The organism is Dyadobacter jejuensis (assembly GCF_003149085.1).
Lineage (GTDB): Bacteria > Bacteroidota > Bacteroidia > Cytophagales > Spirosomataceae > Dyadobacter > Dyadobacter jejuensis.
Genome location: NZ_QGDT01000017.1, coordinates 24,522 through 41,617, shown reverse-complemented (window position 1 = coordinate 41,617; position 17,096 = coordinate 24,522). Strand labels below are relative to the sequence as shown.

Here is a 17,096-nt window from a genome sequence, read left to right as displayed (position 1 = left end):
TTTTAAATATTTTCCCACCAAGCTTCATGAGGCATGGCCTCACCAAGCACAATCTGCTGGCCAATTTTGGGCATTGCTAAAGGGATATTAAGCGCTTGGGATTTCAAATATATGCGCTTGGCGGGTTCATCCCAGTCGTGCATCGCTAGGGCAAATTTCCCCCAATGAACGGGCCATAGCACCTTGGCTTTCAGATCGAGGGCGGCTTGAGCCGTCTGTTCCGGCATCATATGGATATATGGCCACCAACGGTTATACTGGCCACATTCCAATATCACCAGATCGAAGGGTCCAAAGCGTTCTCCAATTTCTTTAAAATGGCGCTCATACCCGGAGTCACCACCTAGGTAAAGTCTATTTTCGGCGGATTCTAGTACGTAAGACGCCCAGAGTGTTTTACCACGCTTGAGTCCACGTCCCGAAAAATGCCTGGCTGGAGTCGCCGTGAGCTTAAAACCGGCAATTTCGGTCGTTTCTTCCCACCAATCGAGCTCCGTAATATGCTGAGCTGGTACGCCCCAATATTCCAAATGCGCCCCTACTCCCAATGCCGTGATAAAATGTATATCCTTACTGGCCAATTGCCGTATGGTCGGATAGTCCAAATGATCGTAATGGTCGTGGGTAAGCAATACGTACTGTATGGCCGGAAGGTCCTCGAGCCCATAGGCCAGCGTCCCTTCAAAACCCTTAGTACCCAAGAATTGTACCGGAGAGGTCCTGGCACTAAATACCGGATCGACAAGGATATTATGTCCCACTATTTGTAGTAAATACGAAGAATGGCCAAAATAAGTAATGGTGGGTTTGGCGCTAGGAGGCAGTTGTAGATCCGTCTTTACATACGGAATAGGTGCCGGGGGGGCCACCTTAGGGTTTTTGTCGAATAAAAACTTATTGAGCAACGTAAAATAATTGGCATCATCGGACTGTACAGGAGTATTGGTCAGGTTATGAAAGCTACCATTACGAAAATGTGGCGATTGCTCGATGCGCCGTTGTCTCGCTCCTTGCGGGTCCTTGCCTAGCGACTCCAAATGAAGCCCCCAATAGACGGTCCCGCCAACTAGCGCAATGAGGATAGAAATTGTAATCATATTTTTTTTAAATAAGTTATTTTGCTAATTCCAATAGGCCTTTAGACGATAGGTTTTAGGCCAGTTCAGCCCCTACCTGAATGCTCTTCAGCTGGGACCCACCAATTGTGATCCGACCACTGGGAAAGCGAAAATTAAGATATAGCCCCGGAATATTTATCCCTAAGCAGTTCCTATACGCTTGGTTTTCCCGCCAAATTTGATGATTCTTGTGCAAGAAAAAAGCACGGGACCATTAATTCTTTTGTTAAAATGCCCGTAAATATACCGAATTAGTAATTATACGCTCCAATTTAAGCATGTTTCCATATCGAATAGGACAGGGTTATGATGTCCATCAACTAGAAGAAGGGCGCCCATTTTGGCTGGGAGGCATTCTGATCCCCCATTCCCATGGAGCGAAAGGCCACTCCGACGCCGATGTAATCTGCCATGTATTATGCGATGCCCTGCTAGGCGCGGCCAACATGCGCAATATTGGATACCACTTCTCCGACAAAGATCCTCAATGGAAGGGCGTTGATAGCAAAGTTTTACTGGCCAAGGTCCTGGAGATGATTCGTCATAAGGGATTCGAGGTGGGTAATGTAGATGTTACCGTAGTATTGCAGCTTCCAAAACTCAACCCTTTTATAGAAGAGATGAAAGCCTGTTTGGCGGCAGTCATGCAAATAGACCAAGAAGATATCTCCATAAAAGCTACTACCTCCGAGCTTTTGGGCTTCGTGGGCCGCCAAGAAGGCATTGCCGCACATTGCGTAGCATTGCTGTATAGGCCCTCGTCCACCCCCTAAGCCTATACGGCAGGTATTTCTGGCCCCATCGATTCCTCACAAATTCTTTATAATCAATGAAAAAAGTATTACTACTCGCCAGCATTGTAACCATCTCAGTGATGGAACCGCTATGGGCGCAGCGGAGCCCATTAAAGGAAGAACCTCTGGGATTCGAGGAGTACGATCCTATATCTACCTTGATAGTTGATGAACATCGCATAACTAAGGCCAAATTCCCCTTTATCGATGTACATAACCATCAATATCGGATGCCTACTCAGGATTTGAACGAATTAAAGGCACAAATGGACAGCCTTAACCTGGGCATAATGGTCAACCTGAGTGGCCGGGGCCGGTATCAGGATTGGGAAGAAGGTACCAATCATCTGAACGGTGCACTTAAAAACGCAACCGAAAATGGCTCTAACCGGATTGCCGTGTTTACTAATCTCCAATTCAAGGGCTTTGGAGAGAAAGACTGGACCGAACGAGCGGTAAAACAACTGGAGGCCGACGTCAGAATGGGCGCCAAAGGTTTGAAAATATATAAGAGCCTGGGATTTAGCGGAATCCGCGATGAAAAAGGCCGACGTGTAGCCGTGTCGGACCCACGCTTACAGCCCATCTGGCAAAAATGCGGGAGCTTGGGAATACCCGTACTCATTCATACCGCCGATGTCCCTTCCTTTTGGGACCCCATGGATCGCTATAATGAAAGGTGGCTGGAGCTAAAAACACACCCCAATCGCCGCAGGGGAGATGCCGACCCTGTCCCTTTCGACTCGCTCATTGCCGAACAGCATGCCATTTTTCGCGACAACCCCCAAACCACCTTCATCAATGCGCATATGGGCTGGTATGCCAATAACCTCAAAATGTTGGATAGCCTTATGATCGCCTTCCCCAATACTTATGTGGAGATTGGTGCCGTGATTGCCGAACTAGGAAGGCAACCGCGAACGGCCAAAAAGTTTTTCGAAAAATACCAGGATCGGGTACTGTTTGGAAAAGACAGCTGGGTGCCGTCCGAATATGCCACCTATTTCCGAGTATTAGAAACGGAAGATGAGTATTTTCCCTATCATAAAAAATACCATGCCTTCTGGCGCATGTATGGAATAGGATTGTCCGACGAGGTGCTCAAAAAACTGTATTATAAAAATGCCTTAAAAATAATCCCCGGACTCGACGACAGTATGTTTCCAAAGGATTGATCGTGTGAGCCAAGGCGCTTCGGAAGTACGCCTTGGCTCACACGATTTTAGGCATAATTTCCTTAATGGCCCTATTCAATCATTTTCTTAAGTGCCTGGCCCAGTAAGCTATAGCCGGTCTCATTGGGATGGAGGCCATCCGTAAAGAGCGCCTCATCGATGGTATCACCCTTCAGAAAAACGGTACCGGGATTTACATATTTCACGTTCATTTGCCGAGCCAACTCCTCCATTTTAGAATTCAGCACGCGCACACGTTCCTCGTTCTTCCTACGAGGATAAATACCGACCAGATAGACCTTGGCTTGAGGTTGACGGCTTTGAATAGCTTCAGTCATCAACCTCCACCCTGCCACAATCTCCGAATCGCTATTCAAATGCAAATTATTGGTACCAATATTGACCAGAATGCGCTGGGGAGATACGCCCTCTAAGGCGCCATGATAGATTCGCCAGAGAACGTTTTCGATACGATCCCAGCCGAAGCCCATATTGATTACCCCTTTCTCCCCGAAAGTGCTATTCCATGACTTTTCACCTCTGGCAATATGTGCCTTGGGTTGACCGCCCCAAAAATGAGTGATGGAATTGCCTATTACCACCGTATGTACTGCGGCATTTTTCAACTCCATAATGGCCTTATTTCGCAGTTCCCAATCGTAGCCCCCCAACTCCCGAAGTTGCGACACTGGCTTGGTGGTCGTAAAGGTGCCCACAGGCTGTTTCAAAATATCTCTTAATTTCCGCTCATAGCCCTCGGCATAGCGCATCATACCCAGGTCGTTGGGGTGGGTACCGTCCACCATCGTCTCTATATCTTGCCCAAATTCCTCGATGGGTATCAAATGCAACTGAGCGACTCCTTCGGCCGACAAGTCGGAATAGGCCTGCCTAATGACCCGGTTTACGGCCTCATAGTATTCTTTACTCACCGCATTGATGGCCGCACCGGTATATCCCGCATGTTCAGCAAGCACGATGGGCGTTGTAGGCCTTCTTTGCCGAAGCGTCCGTACGCTGGCCAGGATTCGCTCCCTCACATCTTGAAGGCTTACGGGGCCATTGGGGCGGACGACTAAGTTGGGCAGGCAGTCGAGAATAAATACTTTGGCAGCTTGTTCGGCTACCAGATCCACTACTTCGGGCTCCAAACGTCCATTTCCCGAAAACCCCAGATTCAACACCGGAATATCGAGCTTACGACTCAATATATTGGTCCAGGCCATTCCGGGTCTTGAAGCACAGGCACCCTGTGCGATAGAGGTACCATATACCACGATGGGCGCCTCAGGCCTAGCTGGAAGAGCCTCAAACTTTGTGGTATCCGCCACGCCGATTTCTAACCATTTTACGCCGTTGTACAAGGGTAGATAAAGTCGGTATTCCCTTCCTAGCTTATGGTAGCCATCCCCCACAATCAGATTGGTGTATTCATAAGTGATAGTATCCTTAAATGCGTATTTACCTGCACACCATAGCTGCACTCCATCATTGGATATGCCGTACAAATCCACCCCACTTACTCCAGTAGCCGGCATATGTGGCATCTGTATGGAGCCCGTTACTGCATAACGGACCTTTATTTCGGAGGCATTGCTTCTAAAACGAATCATCATACCGGCCGTTTGCTGAGACAGATTCCACACCGCCTCCCGAACGGCCCCTTTGGCCTTGGCTGGCAGCCGACTATAAGACCCGTCCTGTGCACCAGCCCAACCCTGACCTTCCAATACAGTGCGATCCGTAGCTACTGGATTGTACCAGGTCGTCTTGTGGTCTTGGGCCTGGCTTACCAGTACCATCAGCTGAAACAATCCGAAATGTAACAGTAACTTGCTCTTGTATTTCATAAGAAGGGTGAAGGATTTATTTTTTAAAAGATGAAACCGAGATAATATTCTTACAAAAGGAATATTCCTGGGCAACATTCGAGCCTAATATCAAGATCTGGTCCTTTGTAAGGGCTTCCACTTGGCGTAAGTACCAGTCAATTCCCTGGACGTCTAAGTTACTGGTGGGCTCGTCCAAAAACACTACAGGAACATCCGACATAAAGGCCAGTCCTAGCTTAACACGCTGCTTCATTCCCGAAGAGAAGTGACGGATGGCCTTATGCTTGGCATGCGGAAGTTCAATAAAATCCTCGAAATCAGGGGCCTTTATCCCTCCTTTCATCGGTTTGAATTGACAGTGAAACTGAAACAACTCCCGAAGTGTAAACTCCTCTATAAGCTCCAAATAGGGAGCAGCTATGACCAGGTGTTTGTACCAGCCGTCGATATGTATGGGCTTCTTGTTCTCAGGGATATAGCTAATTTTACCTTCCGAAATGGGCATCATACCCGTTAAGAGTTGCAATAAGGTAGATTTACCACTTCCATTGGGCCCTACGAATGTATAGGACTGCCCTTGCAACAGCTCAAAACTAGCCCCCCTGAGGATCCATTCTCTAACGAATTTCTTACCTATATTTTCTACTTGAATTCGCAAAACGCTACAATGATTTTGGATATATAAAACGCTTCATTTTTGAAGATAATGGTCCCAAACGGCTCTCGAAACCTGGGCAATTATCCCTTCTCTGGTACGATCGTCGGCGGGCGAATCTCCTACAAACACCACCACAACCACCTCTTGGCCATTCGGTAACAGGAGCACCCCAGCATCGTTGGTAGCCGCCGTGATGCCCTGTGCATTGGTAGCCGACCGACCCGTTTTGTGGGCTACCCTGGCTCCTTCTGGCAGCAAGCCCTTCATACAGGCCGTGCAGGTATTGGTTTCAAGGAGTATTTGCTTCAGGTAGGCCGTGCTTCCGGCGGAGAGTATTTGACCGGCATAAAACTGCTGGAATAGCCTGCTCATAGCCACTGGGGTGGCATAGTTACCAAACTGTACCTCCCAGGCCGTAGCCATTTTCGCTTCATCGGCTACAATAGCAATACCCTCTGGAACCCATTTTTTGATATAAGCATCGACCCGGGCAGGTCCTCCCAAAAGGCGGAATAACAGATCACAACCATTATTATCACTCTGAGAAACGGTATATTGGAGTAGTTCTGAAACGGTGAGGGTAAAATCCCCAGACGGGTATTTGTCCCGAATAGGGCTCCAAGTATGGGGGGGCAAATCGGCTCTGGTAATAGGTACTACTTGTTGTAAGTCCAACTCCCCTTTATCTACCCTGTCGAGTACGGCCAGTGCCAGGGGAAATTTGAAGACACTCTGCATGGGGAATCGATGATTCTCATTCCAATACACGGGCTCCGATCGCTGGACGTTTAACACCCCAACTCCCACTTTACCCTCGGCCTGCTCCACAATGGTCGATATAGCCTCTCGGAGGTCCTGGGCCTGGAGTGCAGCTACGAAGAAAGAAAATAATATTCCCAAGAATAAAATACGCATCACGATTCTTTATAAAGGTTAGTCATTCTTTCCTCCCACTTGTCCTACCGATATCTTGATCAGCTCGATGCGGGTATCTTGCATAGAGACCACTTGGAATCGGTGAGGGCGCAACTCCAATACATCGTTGACTTGGGGCAAATCGCCATAATGATCGATAAACATCCCGGCCAATGTGTCGTAATCGCCTTCAGGGAGCTCCCATCCATATTTATCGTTCAAATAATCTATTTCATGCCTCGCACTGAGTATATATTGATGTTCATCTAGCTGCCTTTCGGTCCAGTCTTCAGTAGAATCGTACTCATCTTGTATTTCGCCGAAGATCTGCTCCACAACATCCTCCACACTCACCAGCCCTGAGGTCCCACCAAACTCATCGACCACCAAGGCAAGGCTGCGCCGTTCTTCGAGGAACTTCAACATCAGATCCCGTACCGGCATGGCTTCGGGCACAATCAGGATGGCGGTAATAATACTGCTAATTTCCTTGGGTTTTTTAAACAGGGCCAGGGCATGGCAATAGCCCAGGATATTATCGACCGAGTCGCGGTAAATAATGATTTTGGAATGTCCACTGGACAGAAATGTCTTGCGTAGGTCCTCGATAGAGTCATTGACGTTCAGGGCCGAGATCTCCGTTCGAGGTATCATACAATCGCGGATCCTAAGGTCTTTAAAATCGAGAGCGTTGATAAACATCCTTTCCTCTATGCTATGGTCCTCGAAATCGGGGTCGTCGGCCGAGGCCGCATCGTCGCGGTAGGATGGAGACAAAATATTTTCTTTCACCATAGGCTCCACAAGCCAATAGATGGGAGTCACGAACCATTCGGCCAGTCGCACCGGAAAGTTAGTTAACGAAAACAAGCTGGGAAACACTCTAGACACCTTGAGCCAGCCGACATAACTTAGCATCCACAATACCGACAGGGACACCAAAAGGGTGAGTACATACAGCCACGGCTCCATCGGCACGTACTGCTGAACCACTGGCGACAAGCATATCACGGCAAAAAATACACCAAAAGCCACCACCGTGAGTCGTGCTAAGCGGAGGATACGTCGCCAATACAAGGCCTTCACCAAGGCTTCGGTATTGTCGTACCGCATCATATATCGATCCAGCGAGAGTTCGGAAAGTATCGATCTGACCGCCCCATAATAGCCCGCCAGCATGAAAAACACGATGGTAATAATTAATATAAGGCTATTCATCTTTTGCGGGGTTTAGTCTTCGCTGCTTTGTTGGAAGTCGTTTTAGCGGTATGATCCTGTGTGCCGGCTTGCTTCAGGCGGTTAAATTGGAAAGTTAAAAAGGCGACAATACTTAAAAGCAGCAGCCAATAACTGGCAAAGAGCCCGGCTCTTCGAAACTCCAAAATCCACAGGACAAAAAATCCTGCACCAGCGGCGAGCAACAAGGTTCTGATTAATTTTTGAGACATGAATCGAACGAAATTTAATACGAAGGGGCCTTCTATGGCCACGACACTCCTTTTATTTCTAGTTAATGATGGTCCAAATATACACATTACAATTTTGGCCATCCGTATTTAGTGGACCCTAGTTTCCCTAAGATATTATAGGGAGCTAAAAAGCCTCCTTTTTCCCTAAATTAATTAACTTGCAAGAATTGTCATCATTCCATACTCTTAAATGCGAATTATGCAATTATTTCCTGAAATTTACAATATATCACTATGAGCGAAACAACAAAACGCTTTGCACCTGGCGTAGTAACCGGTGACGGAGTTAGCGAAATTTTCCGCCATGCCAACGTTAATAATTATGCGCTTCCAGCGGTAAACGTGGTAGGTACCAATTCTGTAAACGCCGTACTGGAAACAGCTAAGGCCGTAAACAGTCCCGTAATCATTCAATTCTCGAATGGTGGTGCCATATTCTATGCCGGTAAAAGCCTTTCAAATGCCGACCAACAAGCCGCTATTGCGGGTGGAATATCTGGTGCACATCATGTACACCAAATGGCTGCCCTTTACGGTGTTCCCGTAATCTTACATACCGACCACTGTGCAAAGAAGCTGCTTCCGTGGATCGACGGATTGCTAGATGCTGGTGAAAAACACTTCGACCAATACGGTGTTCCTCTTTACAGCTCCCATATGCTGGATCTTTCTGAAGAACCCATCGAAGAAAATATAGAAATTTGTAGCAAGTATTTCGAGCGCATGGCTAAAATAGGCATGACCTTAGAAATAGAATTGGGTGTTACCGGTGGAGAAGAAGATGGTGTGGACAACACAGGCATCGATAGCTCCAAAATGTACACACAACCTGAAGAGGTGGCGTATGCCTATGAAGAATTAAGCAAAATATCGCCTAATTTCACTATCGCTGCGGCCTTCGGAAATGTACACGGGGTGTACAAGCCAGGTAACGTAAAACTAGAGCCGAAAATTCTTTTAAACTCTCAGGACTTTATCCAAAAGAAATTCGGAACTGGCGAACTTCCTGTCAATTTCGTATTCCACGGTGGCTCAGGTTCTTCTAGAGAAGAGATCCGTGAGGCGATCCAGTACGGTGCTATCAAAATGAACATCGATACCGATATGCAATGGTCTACTTGGGAAGGAATTTTGGGTTATTACAAAGCGAAAGAAGGATATCTTCAGTCGCAATTAGGTAACCCCGAAGGTTCCGATGTACCTAACAAGAAGTTCTATGACCCACGTGTTTGGTTAAGAAAAGGAGAAGAAAGCATGTCAGAACGCTTGAAACTTGCTTTTGAAGATTTGAACTGCATTAACCAACTAGGTTAATACGCTCGGAACGGATTCTCCGTTCTATAGGTCATACCGTTTGTATCCCAGCAATTTTAATTGTTGGGATATTTTCGTTAAATCCCTTTAAGGCACCATGAATTGACTTAGTCGCAAAGTACTGACATAACCCTAATAGCGGATCATAAGCCCCCTGAAACAACTATTAAATACCCAACAAATCTAACTAAATGAAAAAATCAGTATTAGTCGCCCTATTTGCCCTGATGGCTGCCAGTGGCATGGCACAAGGTGAAAGATGGCAACAGCGTGTTAAATATCAAATGGATATCGATTTTGACGCTTCCACCCACCAGTACAAAGGCCAGCAGAAACTTACGTATACCAACAATTCTCCGGACACCCTTCACAAGGTGTTCTACCACCTCTACTTGAATGCCTTCCAACCAGGCAGTCAAATGGACGTACGCTCTCGTACCATCGCCGATCCCGATAGCCGGGTCAAGGACCGCATATCGAAGCTATCGCCCCAGGAAATTGGCTATGAAAAGATAAAATCGCTGAAGCATAATGGCAAACCTGTCCGTTACCTGGTACAGGGAACCATCCTAGAGGTAACCCTCGATGAACCTATCATGCCCAAAAGTCAACATGTTTTCGACCTGCAGTTCGAAGCCCAGGTGCCGGTTCAAATACGCCGGACAGGAAGAGACAACAAAGAAGGGATAGCCTATTCCATGTCGCAGTGGTACCCCAAAATCTCGGAGTATGACTATGAGGGCTGGCATGCGAACCCCTACATCGCAAGGGAATTCCATGGCGTTTGGGGCGACTTCGATGTGAAAATAAATATGGACGCTGCCTATACCATAGCCGCTACCGGATATCTACAAAACCCCGATAAAATCGGTCATGGATATTCCAAAAAGGAAGTAAAACACAAGGCTGGAGAGCGCCTAACTTGGCATTTTGTAGCGCCTAATGTGCACGATTTCGTTTGGGCGGCCGACCCGCATTATACCCACGACGTCGTCAAAGTCGATAACGACCTAGACCTCCACTTCTTCTATCAGTCAGATAGCCTGGCTCATGTTTGGAAAAAAATGGAACCCTTGGCTGTAAAGGCATTTAAAATAATGAACGAACGCTTTGGCCGCTACCCTTATAAGCAGTACTCGGTGATACAAGGCGGCGATGGAGGCATGGAATATCCTATGGCCACACTGATCACCGGACGGTTGACCCTCCCAGCATTGACTAGTGTTACCGTTCACGAATCTATCCATAGCTGGTTCCAAGGCTTGCTCGCCTCCAACGAATCCAAATACCCGTGGATGGACGAAGGCTTCACCTCCTACGCCCAAAACCTGGTGATGGCCGAGCTGTTCCCTAGCAAGTCCGACCCTCAGGCCAGAAGCACCCAAAGCTATATCAACCTGGTGAAGTCGGGAGAGGAAGAGCCTCTTACCACCCACGCCGACCACTACCATACCAACAAGGCCTACAGCATAGCCAGCTATTCCAAAGGAGCAGTTTTCCTTAATCAGTTGAGCTACATAATGGGAGAGGCTGCCTTCGAAATCGCCATGAAGCGATACTTTAAAGAATGGGCCTTTAGACATCCCAACCCTACCGATCTAAAACGTATTATGGAAAAAGTTTCGGGTCTGGAACTGGATTGGTTTTGGGAGGACTTTGTCGGGACTACCCACTTTATCGATTATGGCGTGAAGGAAGTCTTGGGTCAAGGCGATAAAAGCACCATCGTCTTGGAAAGGATCGGTGAGTTGCCCATGCCCCTGGACGTAGTAGTTAGCTATGCCGACGGCAGCCAGGAGAATTTTTATATTCCCTTAGAAATGATGCGGGGAGAAAAATCGGAGCAGCGATATTCTAAAACCACCCTGCTTAGCGACTGGCCTTGGACCTACCCAGAATACACTTTCACCATCGACCGCCCCACCAATGAGATCCTAAGGATTGAAATAGATCCAAGCAAGCGTATGGCCGATATTGAGCCCGATAATAATACGTATCCTTCTATACCTAAGTCCACGCCGCGACTCCCTGGTACGAAGGTTCAATAAATAGACTTTATCAGGACTGGTTTGTAGGGCTGTCGGCACTGGGCTTTCGCCGGAAAGTCTTCCCTTGACATCGATTATCTAGCTTATGGCTAGTCAAGCGCTTCCGATAATAAAAACGGTCACACGATAACATTCCTGATACCGTTGGACAAATACTAAAAGCACCGCACAAGCCCTCCGAAAGGAGTGATCTTGTGTGGTGCTTTTCTTGTCCTTAACGCCTTCCCTTACCCACCTGGATGGAGGTCCCTATCCTTAAGCCAATGGCCTGAAGCTTAGCACCATGAAACTGGCCAATTACTTCTATCCTGCCTATGCGCAATACATCGTCAAGGCCATAGCCTAGCTCGGTGTAGTAGCCAATAGAAGGTGTTTTTAGGGCATGAATTTGTATCGTTTCTTTCACACCCGTTAGCCGCACCAGCTCCAACCGGGTAAGTAATAACCGTTGAAAGATCCAGTAGGCATGACCCTGCACAAACCAGGAGTCGGTGCTATACTGGTAATAAGGGAGCATCCTAAAGTTATTTACCGGATCGCCTATTTGAAGGAAGAATTCGTTGCCCATAAAATGCTTAAAATCCATAAAGTAGAGGTTAGATTTAGACACGAAGCCTCCTCCAGATACGCTATAGCGCAACAAAGACCGAGGCCCCAGAACGGCATCATGCGAAAACCTCCCCTCCACAAATGAATACTGAACCTCCCCTATTCCTGCCAAACCCTGTTTATAGGTCATATCGAAGATAGGCCCCCTATTAGGCAAATAGCGCTTCAAGCCATTTCGAACGATATAGCGCGCCCAAGGCTTTAGCTTTGCCTTAAAAGTCAACAAACCTACCGTATGCGGATCGAACCCGGTATTACCAAGCTCCTTATTAACGGGCCTGTTGGGCAAGTACCCATATGATTCGGAAGGAATCCATGATTTGGTGTCGGGCAAATTGAACAGTTCCGTCCGCTTTTGAACCTCGAAGGAACCATATAAGTCCAATATTTCTTCCACATTCCGGACCGACACATCGGCCTTGGCAAACTGGTTTTGGTATAGTTTAACCAGATTCCTATCAAAAAAACGGGAGGCAATACTATTAGGGAAGGGCTCTACGGGGTCTTCTTCGTTATATTGTGAGGCTAGCTCTCCCCCCACTAGGCTAAAGTCCCAATTGCGCGTACCCGTCCTCAGCAGCATGGTCCCATAAAGCCGCTTCCGCCCCACCGAATATCGTAGGTAAGGGCTGGCCAATACATAGCTGGTCCTCCCCCACCGCTTTTTCCATTCTGTCAGAAAGTTGAGTGCGGTACCCTCTACCGAATTATAATTGAGAGATACCACCGGGCTTTCCAGGTAATTGCGCCCCCCGAGGGCGTAAGAGTTGCCCAGCACCAAATGCTTCAATTTGAAATTTGTTGAATCGGGCTTTTTAACTTCCTGTCTGATTTCTTTCATCAGCTGGATGCTGTCCTGTAGGGCATAGCTTTTCACTTCTAAGGGCGTTAAGGGAACGGGTCTGAGCTCCGCCCAATACGTAGTATCGCGCTTATTGGCCATAGAGTCCACCACAATAGAATCCCTCCTCACCATTCTACTGCTTACGGTAGGGTCCTCTCGTATTCGATCCTTAGCATATTCTTTGGATAGTTTTCGAAACGCCTTGGAAGAGAATTGTTTTTGCTCTTGGATCAAATCCTCCAACTTCCCTTTCTGCCGTTGCTCGTTGGCCATACGGTCATTAATAACGACCTCCTCCCTCAAATTGGGGTCCACATCCAAACTACCATAATTTACCGAAACGAGGTATTTAAATAATCCTGAAAAACCTAAATAGCCTCCTTCCAGTTTAAACTGCTGGTTCACCGGCAGCCACACCTTTTGGATGGGGTTAAATATTTGTTTTGCCGAAATCTCTAACCCACTGGTAGTCGTCTGTAAGTCGTAGCTATGCATGGCCCATAGCCCTTCTATAATATTAATACTTCCTTTAAAAACCCCTTCACCATAGGCCTTGGGAACTACCTTGATCTTATTAACAATATGGCCCTGATCTTCAAAATACCCTTCATATTCGAACCGGTAATACCCAAATGCCTTCGGAGATAAAGGACTTATCGTTCCGGCTACCTTGGGGTTATAAAGGCTGGCCATTATAAATTCGTTGGGAGAAGGAATGCTATTGTCGAGACTGTTACGAGTAGAGAGAATCTTCTGTTTGTAAGTACTTGGTCTACGGTAGGTAATCTCGGCTACACTCTCATTCAGAAAGGCCTTACCTTCTTCTATCCCCTCTTTTTTAAGTCGTTTTTGCAATAAGGAAGGAATATTAGTAGCTATAGCCGAAGCCCTAGAATAGACCTTGGCGCTATAACTGCGCACCTGCAATTGATGAAACTTGGCCTTAGCAATGGTCTTTTTCATGATCGTGGTCGCAGGATCCTCCTTAAGATCTCCTATCACCGCTTCCGAAAGGTTTAAGGCTTGAACTTCCATGACCACATTCTTTTCCAGGAAATCCTCCCCGATTGTCAAAGGCAATTCTTGGGTTCGAAAACCCAAATATTGAAAAACGAGGATATAATTTCCAGGCAAAAGGGAAAAAGCGTACACACCCTCTTCATTGGCCATTGTACCCTGAGAAGTACCTTTTACGGTAATTCCCGCATAAGGAAGGCTTTCACCTGCTACGGTCTGGACCCTTCCACGCACACCCCCAGCGAAGCTAATCGTGCAAAAACAAACGAAAAAAAGAGCCAAAAAGGTGCGGGTCATAGCATTATGTACGGGAAAAGGATGTCCATTATTGAAAAGAAAGCTAAAACTAGTAAAGAATTACAGTTTTTGACTAACAGGATATTAATAAAGCCATGCCTTCACTACACAAGCAAAAGCATGGCTTACCTGACAAATTTAAAAACACTACCCCTTCGGAGGAACCATATCACAGGCATTTTAACTCTTTTAGTCGCATGCACCCTCCACGTTGCAGCTGGCACCATCGGCCAAGGAAATGGGCTGTACCGGATTGGATTCTGACCATTTTCCAAATGCCTGCGCCAAAGCACCGGCAAAGGTTTCTGGCTGCTGGGCACCTGAAACGGCAAATTTCCGATCCAAAACGAAGAAGGGAACACCCTTGGCACCTACCTGATGGGCTTCATAAATATCCCGACGCACCTCCTCAGCGAAGTCATCGCCTTCTAATACGGCTCGAAGTGCCTCAGCATCTAGGCCAATGGCCGCTCCCAGGTCCACCAGGGTATCGATATCGGCGGTATTTTTCCCATCCGTAAAGTAAGCCTTAAAAAGCTGCTCCTCGGCCTGGTCACCTTTTCCTTGGGTTTTGGCATAATGGGCAAATCGATGGGCATCGAAGGAGTTGGCCAATACCGCCTTATCCATATGATACTCCAGCCCTACTTCGGCGGCAATGCCCGACACATAGGCGTTAGCTTCAGCAGCATACTCCGGCGACCAGCCTTTCACTTCTGCCAGATAATCGTTGATACTCCGACCAGGCTCAGTTTTCAGATCCGGGTTCAGTTGAAAACTCTTCCACTCTACTTCTATCTGATTTTTATGTTCAAAACCATCCAAAGCCGTCTCAAATTTCCGCTTTCCTATATAACAAAACGGACACATGACGTCACTCCAAATTTCTACTTTCATTTTTTCCATTGTAAGCAATTTAAGCAAACCTATAAAACTATTTTTATCACAAAATGGAGCCAGCATAAGTTCCCCATCAACAACCTTCATTAAAACCGAGGGTTAAAATACTGAGTAATTAGAAGTTTGCCAGACAGTAAGATCGCCTCGGCTTTCTCAAGAGCTAAGCTTTGAATTTCAGCAGAATGGACTAAATACCTCCCATCCATTGAACGCCCAATTACAAGGAAAAGTAACCATCAATATAGCAAGAAAGATGGTAAGTCCATGGGAACTACCAGGCGATACACTAGTATTTATGTCTCCATATATGCTTTAGTATAGAATACCCATTGGCACCATCAAAGGCAATTAAAAATACTGTGAGAAACCTAACCGACCATCAACTCTTCGACAAACTCTGCAGAGAAGGCAATTTTTTGGCCTATCGGGAGCTATTCGATCGGTTTTGGCTAAAGCTATATGTAACCGCAAAAGTACGGCTACAAGATGAGGACGAGGCCAAGGATTGTGTGCAGGAGGTATTTATAAGTATCTGGTTGAAAAAAGACACCCTTGTCATTCCGGATCATGTTCAGGCCTACCTCCATACCATCCTTAAAAACAAAATACTAAATCTTTTACATCAAAAAACGACTACTCAAAGACATCTTGAAAGATATATGCAGGATTTGGACCTCCTGGTAGAACCCCTTGAGTCTGAAATGGAATATCGGGAATTAGAATCACTGATTGCGGAAGAGATTGATCAAATGCCCCAACAAATGCGCCGGATTTTTTTAATGAGTCGTGATGAGGGTTTGAGTGGGGCGCAAATCGCTGAATCACTGAACCTTTCCCATCAAACCGTTCGCAATCAAATCAGCACCTCTTTAAAGCGATTGCGTAAAAGAATCATGTCGTTCAAAAATCCCTATTAAAGAAACAGGAGCCTCTGGTAAAAAAATATTTTTCCTTGTTATAGTACATTTTATATTGGCAATTGTCATCATTATATAAAATCTCTATATAGTGAAAAAAGAACGACTGGCCCTTTTACTGGAAAAATTTGAAAATGGCACGTGTTCCGAATCGGAGCGAGCCGAACTCAACCAATGGTATCATTCCTTTAGTCAAGAAGAAAGACAGTTAGAGCAAGAGCTAAAGCACTATCCTGACTTTCTAAACACACTAAAATTGACCGTATGGGCGGGAATTGAAGATAAATTACCCGCTATCGGCGAGCCCTCGGAACCAAAGCGCACTCGTCGATTATGGGCCATGCCCTTCAGCCTGCCCACTATCGCAGCGCTGGTAGTTCTAGGAATCTTTCTTACACTGGCCTACCTAAAGCACCCCGCCAATACGATAGGCTATTATACGGTTACCACCCGCCTCGATCATCAATCCAAAGTTACCCTTTCCGACGGGTCCATCATATGGGTCAAGCCGGGTTCTACCTTACGTTACCCCAAATCGTTTGACAGCTTAACCCGAGAAGTATTTCTGAATGGGGAAGCCTATTTCGACGTGGCCCACGACGATAAAAAAGTCTTTTTGGTGCATACCTCCGATATTACCATTAAAGTATTGGGGACGGAGTTCAACGTCAGATCCTTCAAGGACCAGGAGACCATAGAGACGACCTTGGTCAGAGGAAAGGTACAAATAGAGCGAGATCACTCGTCAAAGGGGCAGGATGTCATCCTAGCACCGCGAGAAAGAGCCGTATATGACAAACAATCCGGAGCAATGGACATTGAGCAATCCGTTGATGTTCGTACCATCCAAAACAATGGATCTTTCGCTCAGAGCCTTGTTTTCGATGAGACCCCGTTCTCAACGGTGTTTCCACTATTAGAAAAACGCTATGGAGTCAAAATTCATGTAGAAGAAGATAATCTTTCATGCAAACTCACAGCCGACGTAGAAAAAGAAAATCTGGAAGAGATATTACGGCTTTTGGAGGTATCGCACCGTATCCAGTACCGGATAGTGGGAAAGGATGTATATATCACGGGTAAATTGTGTCACTAAAAAATAATGGCCTATGTAAATAAAATCATAAAATAAAAAGCGCTGGTCGTGCTTCCAACACGTCCAGCGCAAGAACTACCGCTTTCTGAGAGC

The 17,096-nt window shown here is 46.5% G+C and carries 14 protein-coding genes; 6 read left to right on the top strand and 8 right to left on the bottom strand.

Annotation, left to right across the window (positions count from 1 at the left end):
• Positions 1-2: 2 nt before the first annotated feature.
• Positions 3-1,097 (bottom strand): MBL fold metallo-hydrolase, encoded by a 1,095-nt coding sequence (locus tag CLV98_RS21015; RefSeq protein ID WP_109677719.1) that lies wholly within the window; start codon positions 1,095-1,097, stop codon positions 3-5.
• Positions 1,098-1,396: 299 nt separating this feature from the next.
• Between CLV98_RS21015 and ispF the strand changes: the two genes are divergently transcribed.
• Complete coding sequence (ispF, locus tag CLV98_RS21010) at positions 1,397-1,891, top strand: 2-C-methyl-D-erythritol 2,4-cyclodiphosphate synthase (RefSeq protein WP_109677717.1); 495 nt, start codon at positions 1,397-1,399, stop codon at positions 1,889-1,891.
• Between the two features lie 56 nt (positions 1,892-1,947).
• Positions 1,948-3,087: an amidohydrolase family protein gene (locus CLV98_RS21005; RefSeq protein ID WP_109677715.1), complete on the top strand. Its 1,140-nt coding sequence runs from the start codon at positions 1,948-1,950 to the stop codon at positions 3,085-3,087.
• A gap of 71 nt (positions 3,088-3,158) precedes the next feature.
• Here CLV98_RS21005 and CLV98_RS21000 read toward each other — a convergent pair whose 3' ends face one another.
• The 5 genes from CLV98_RS21000 to CLV98_RS20980 are packed head-to-tail and all read right to left on the bottom strand — an operon-like array spanning position 3,159 to position 7,940.
• Complete coding sequence (locus CLV98_RS21000; protein ID WP_109677713.1) at positions 3,159-4,937, bottom strand: SGNH/GDSL hydrolase family protein; 1,779 nt, start codon at positions 4,935-4,937, stop codon at positions 3,159-3,161.
• Between the two features lie 16 nt (positions 4,938-4,953).
• Positions 4,954-5,577 (bottom strand): ABC transporter ATP-binding protein, encoded by a 624-nt coding sequence (locus CLV98_RS20995; RefSeq protein WP_109677711.1) that lies wholly within the window; start codon positions 5,575-5,577, stop codon positions 4,954-4,956.
• A gap of 33 nt (positions 5,578-5,610) precedes the next feature.
• On the bottom strand, positions 5,611-6,492 hold the full coding sequence (gene bla, locus CLV98_RS20990) for a class A beta-lactamase, subclass A2 (RefSeq protein WP_109677709.1): 882 nt from the start codon (positions 6,490-6,492) through the stop codon (positions 5,611-5,613).
• Positions 6,493-6,510: 18 nt separating this feature from the next.
• Complete coding sequence (locus tag CLV98_RS20985) at positions 6,511-7,710, bottom strand: hemolysin family protein (protein WP_109677707.1); 1,200 nt, start codon at positions 7,708-7,710, stop codon at positions 6,511-6,513.
• Entirely contained in the window at positions 7,707-7,940 is a 234-nt protein-coding gene (locus CLV98_RS20980; RefSeq protein ID WP_146202320.1) for a hypothetical protein, read from the bottom strand. Before CLV98_RS20980 ends, CLV98_RS20985 begins: the two co-directional genes overlap by 4 nt.
• A 255-nt stretch (positions 7,941-8,195) precedes the next feature.
• Between CLV98_RS20980 and fbaA the strand changes: the two genes are divergently transcribed.
• Positions 8,196-9,275, top strand: a complete 1,080-nt coding sequence (gene fbaA / locus CLV98_RS20975; protein ID WP_109677704.1) for a class II fructose-bisphosphate aldolase — start codon at positions 8,196-8,198, stop codon at positions 9,273-9,275.
• Between the two features lie 191 nt (positions 9,276-9,466).
• Complete coding sequence (locus CLV98_RS20970) at positions 9,467-11,323, top strand: M1 family metallopeptidase (RefSeq protein ID WP_109677702.1); 1,857 nt, start codon at positions 9,467-9,469, stop codon at positions 11,321-11,323.
• 214 nt (positions 11,324-11,537) lie between these two features.
• Here the strand turns inward: CLV98_RS20970 and CLV98_RS20965 are convergent, their stop codons facing one another.
• Together CLV98_RS20965 and CLV98_RS20960 are read right to left on the bottom strand one after the other, a co-directional pair.
• Positions 11,538-14,090: a DUF5686 and carboxypeptidase regulatory-like domain-containing protein gene (locus CLV98_RS20965; RefSeq protein WP_109677700.1), complete on the bottom strand. Its 2,553-nt coding sequence runs from the start codon at positions 14,088-14,090 to the stop codon at positions 11,538-11,540.
• 189 nt (positions 14,091-14,279) lie between these two features.
• A complete protein-coding gene (locus CLV98_RS20960; RefSeq protein WP_109677833.1) occupies positions 14,280-14,987 on the bottom strand; it encodes a DsbA family oxidoreductase in 708 nt (235 codons plus the stop codon).
• A 362-nt stretch (positions 14,988-15,349) separates the two neighbouring features.
• Between CLV98_RS20960 and CLV98_RS20955 the strand changes: the two genes are divergently transcribed.
• Both CLV98_RS20955 and CLV98_RS20950 read left to right on the top strand, forming a co-directional pair.
• Positions 15,350-15,907: an RNA polymerase sigma-70 factor gene (locus CLV98_RS20955; RefSeq protein WP_158281304.1), complete on the top strand. Its 558-nt coding sequence runs from the start codon at positions 15,350-15,352 to the stop codon at positions 15,905-15,907.
• A gap of 91 nt (positions 15,908-15,998) precedes the next feature.
• Positions 15,999-17,003 (top strand): FecR family protein, encoded by a 1,005-nt coding sequence (locus CLV98_RS20950; protein WP_109677696.1) that lies wholly within the window; start codon positions 15,999-16,001, stop codon positions 17,001-17,003.
• The last annotated feature ends 93 nt before the right edge of the window (positions 17,004-17,096 follow it).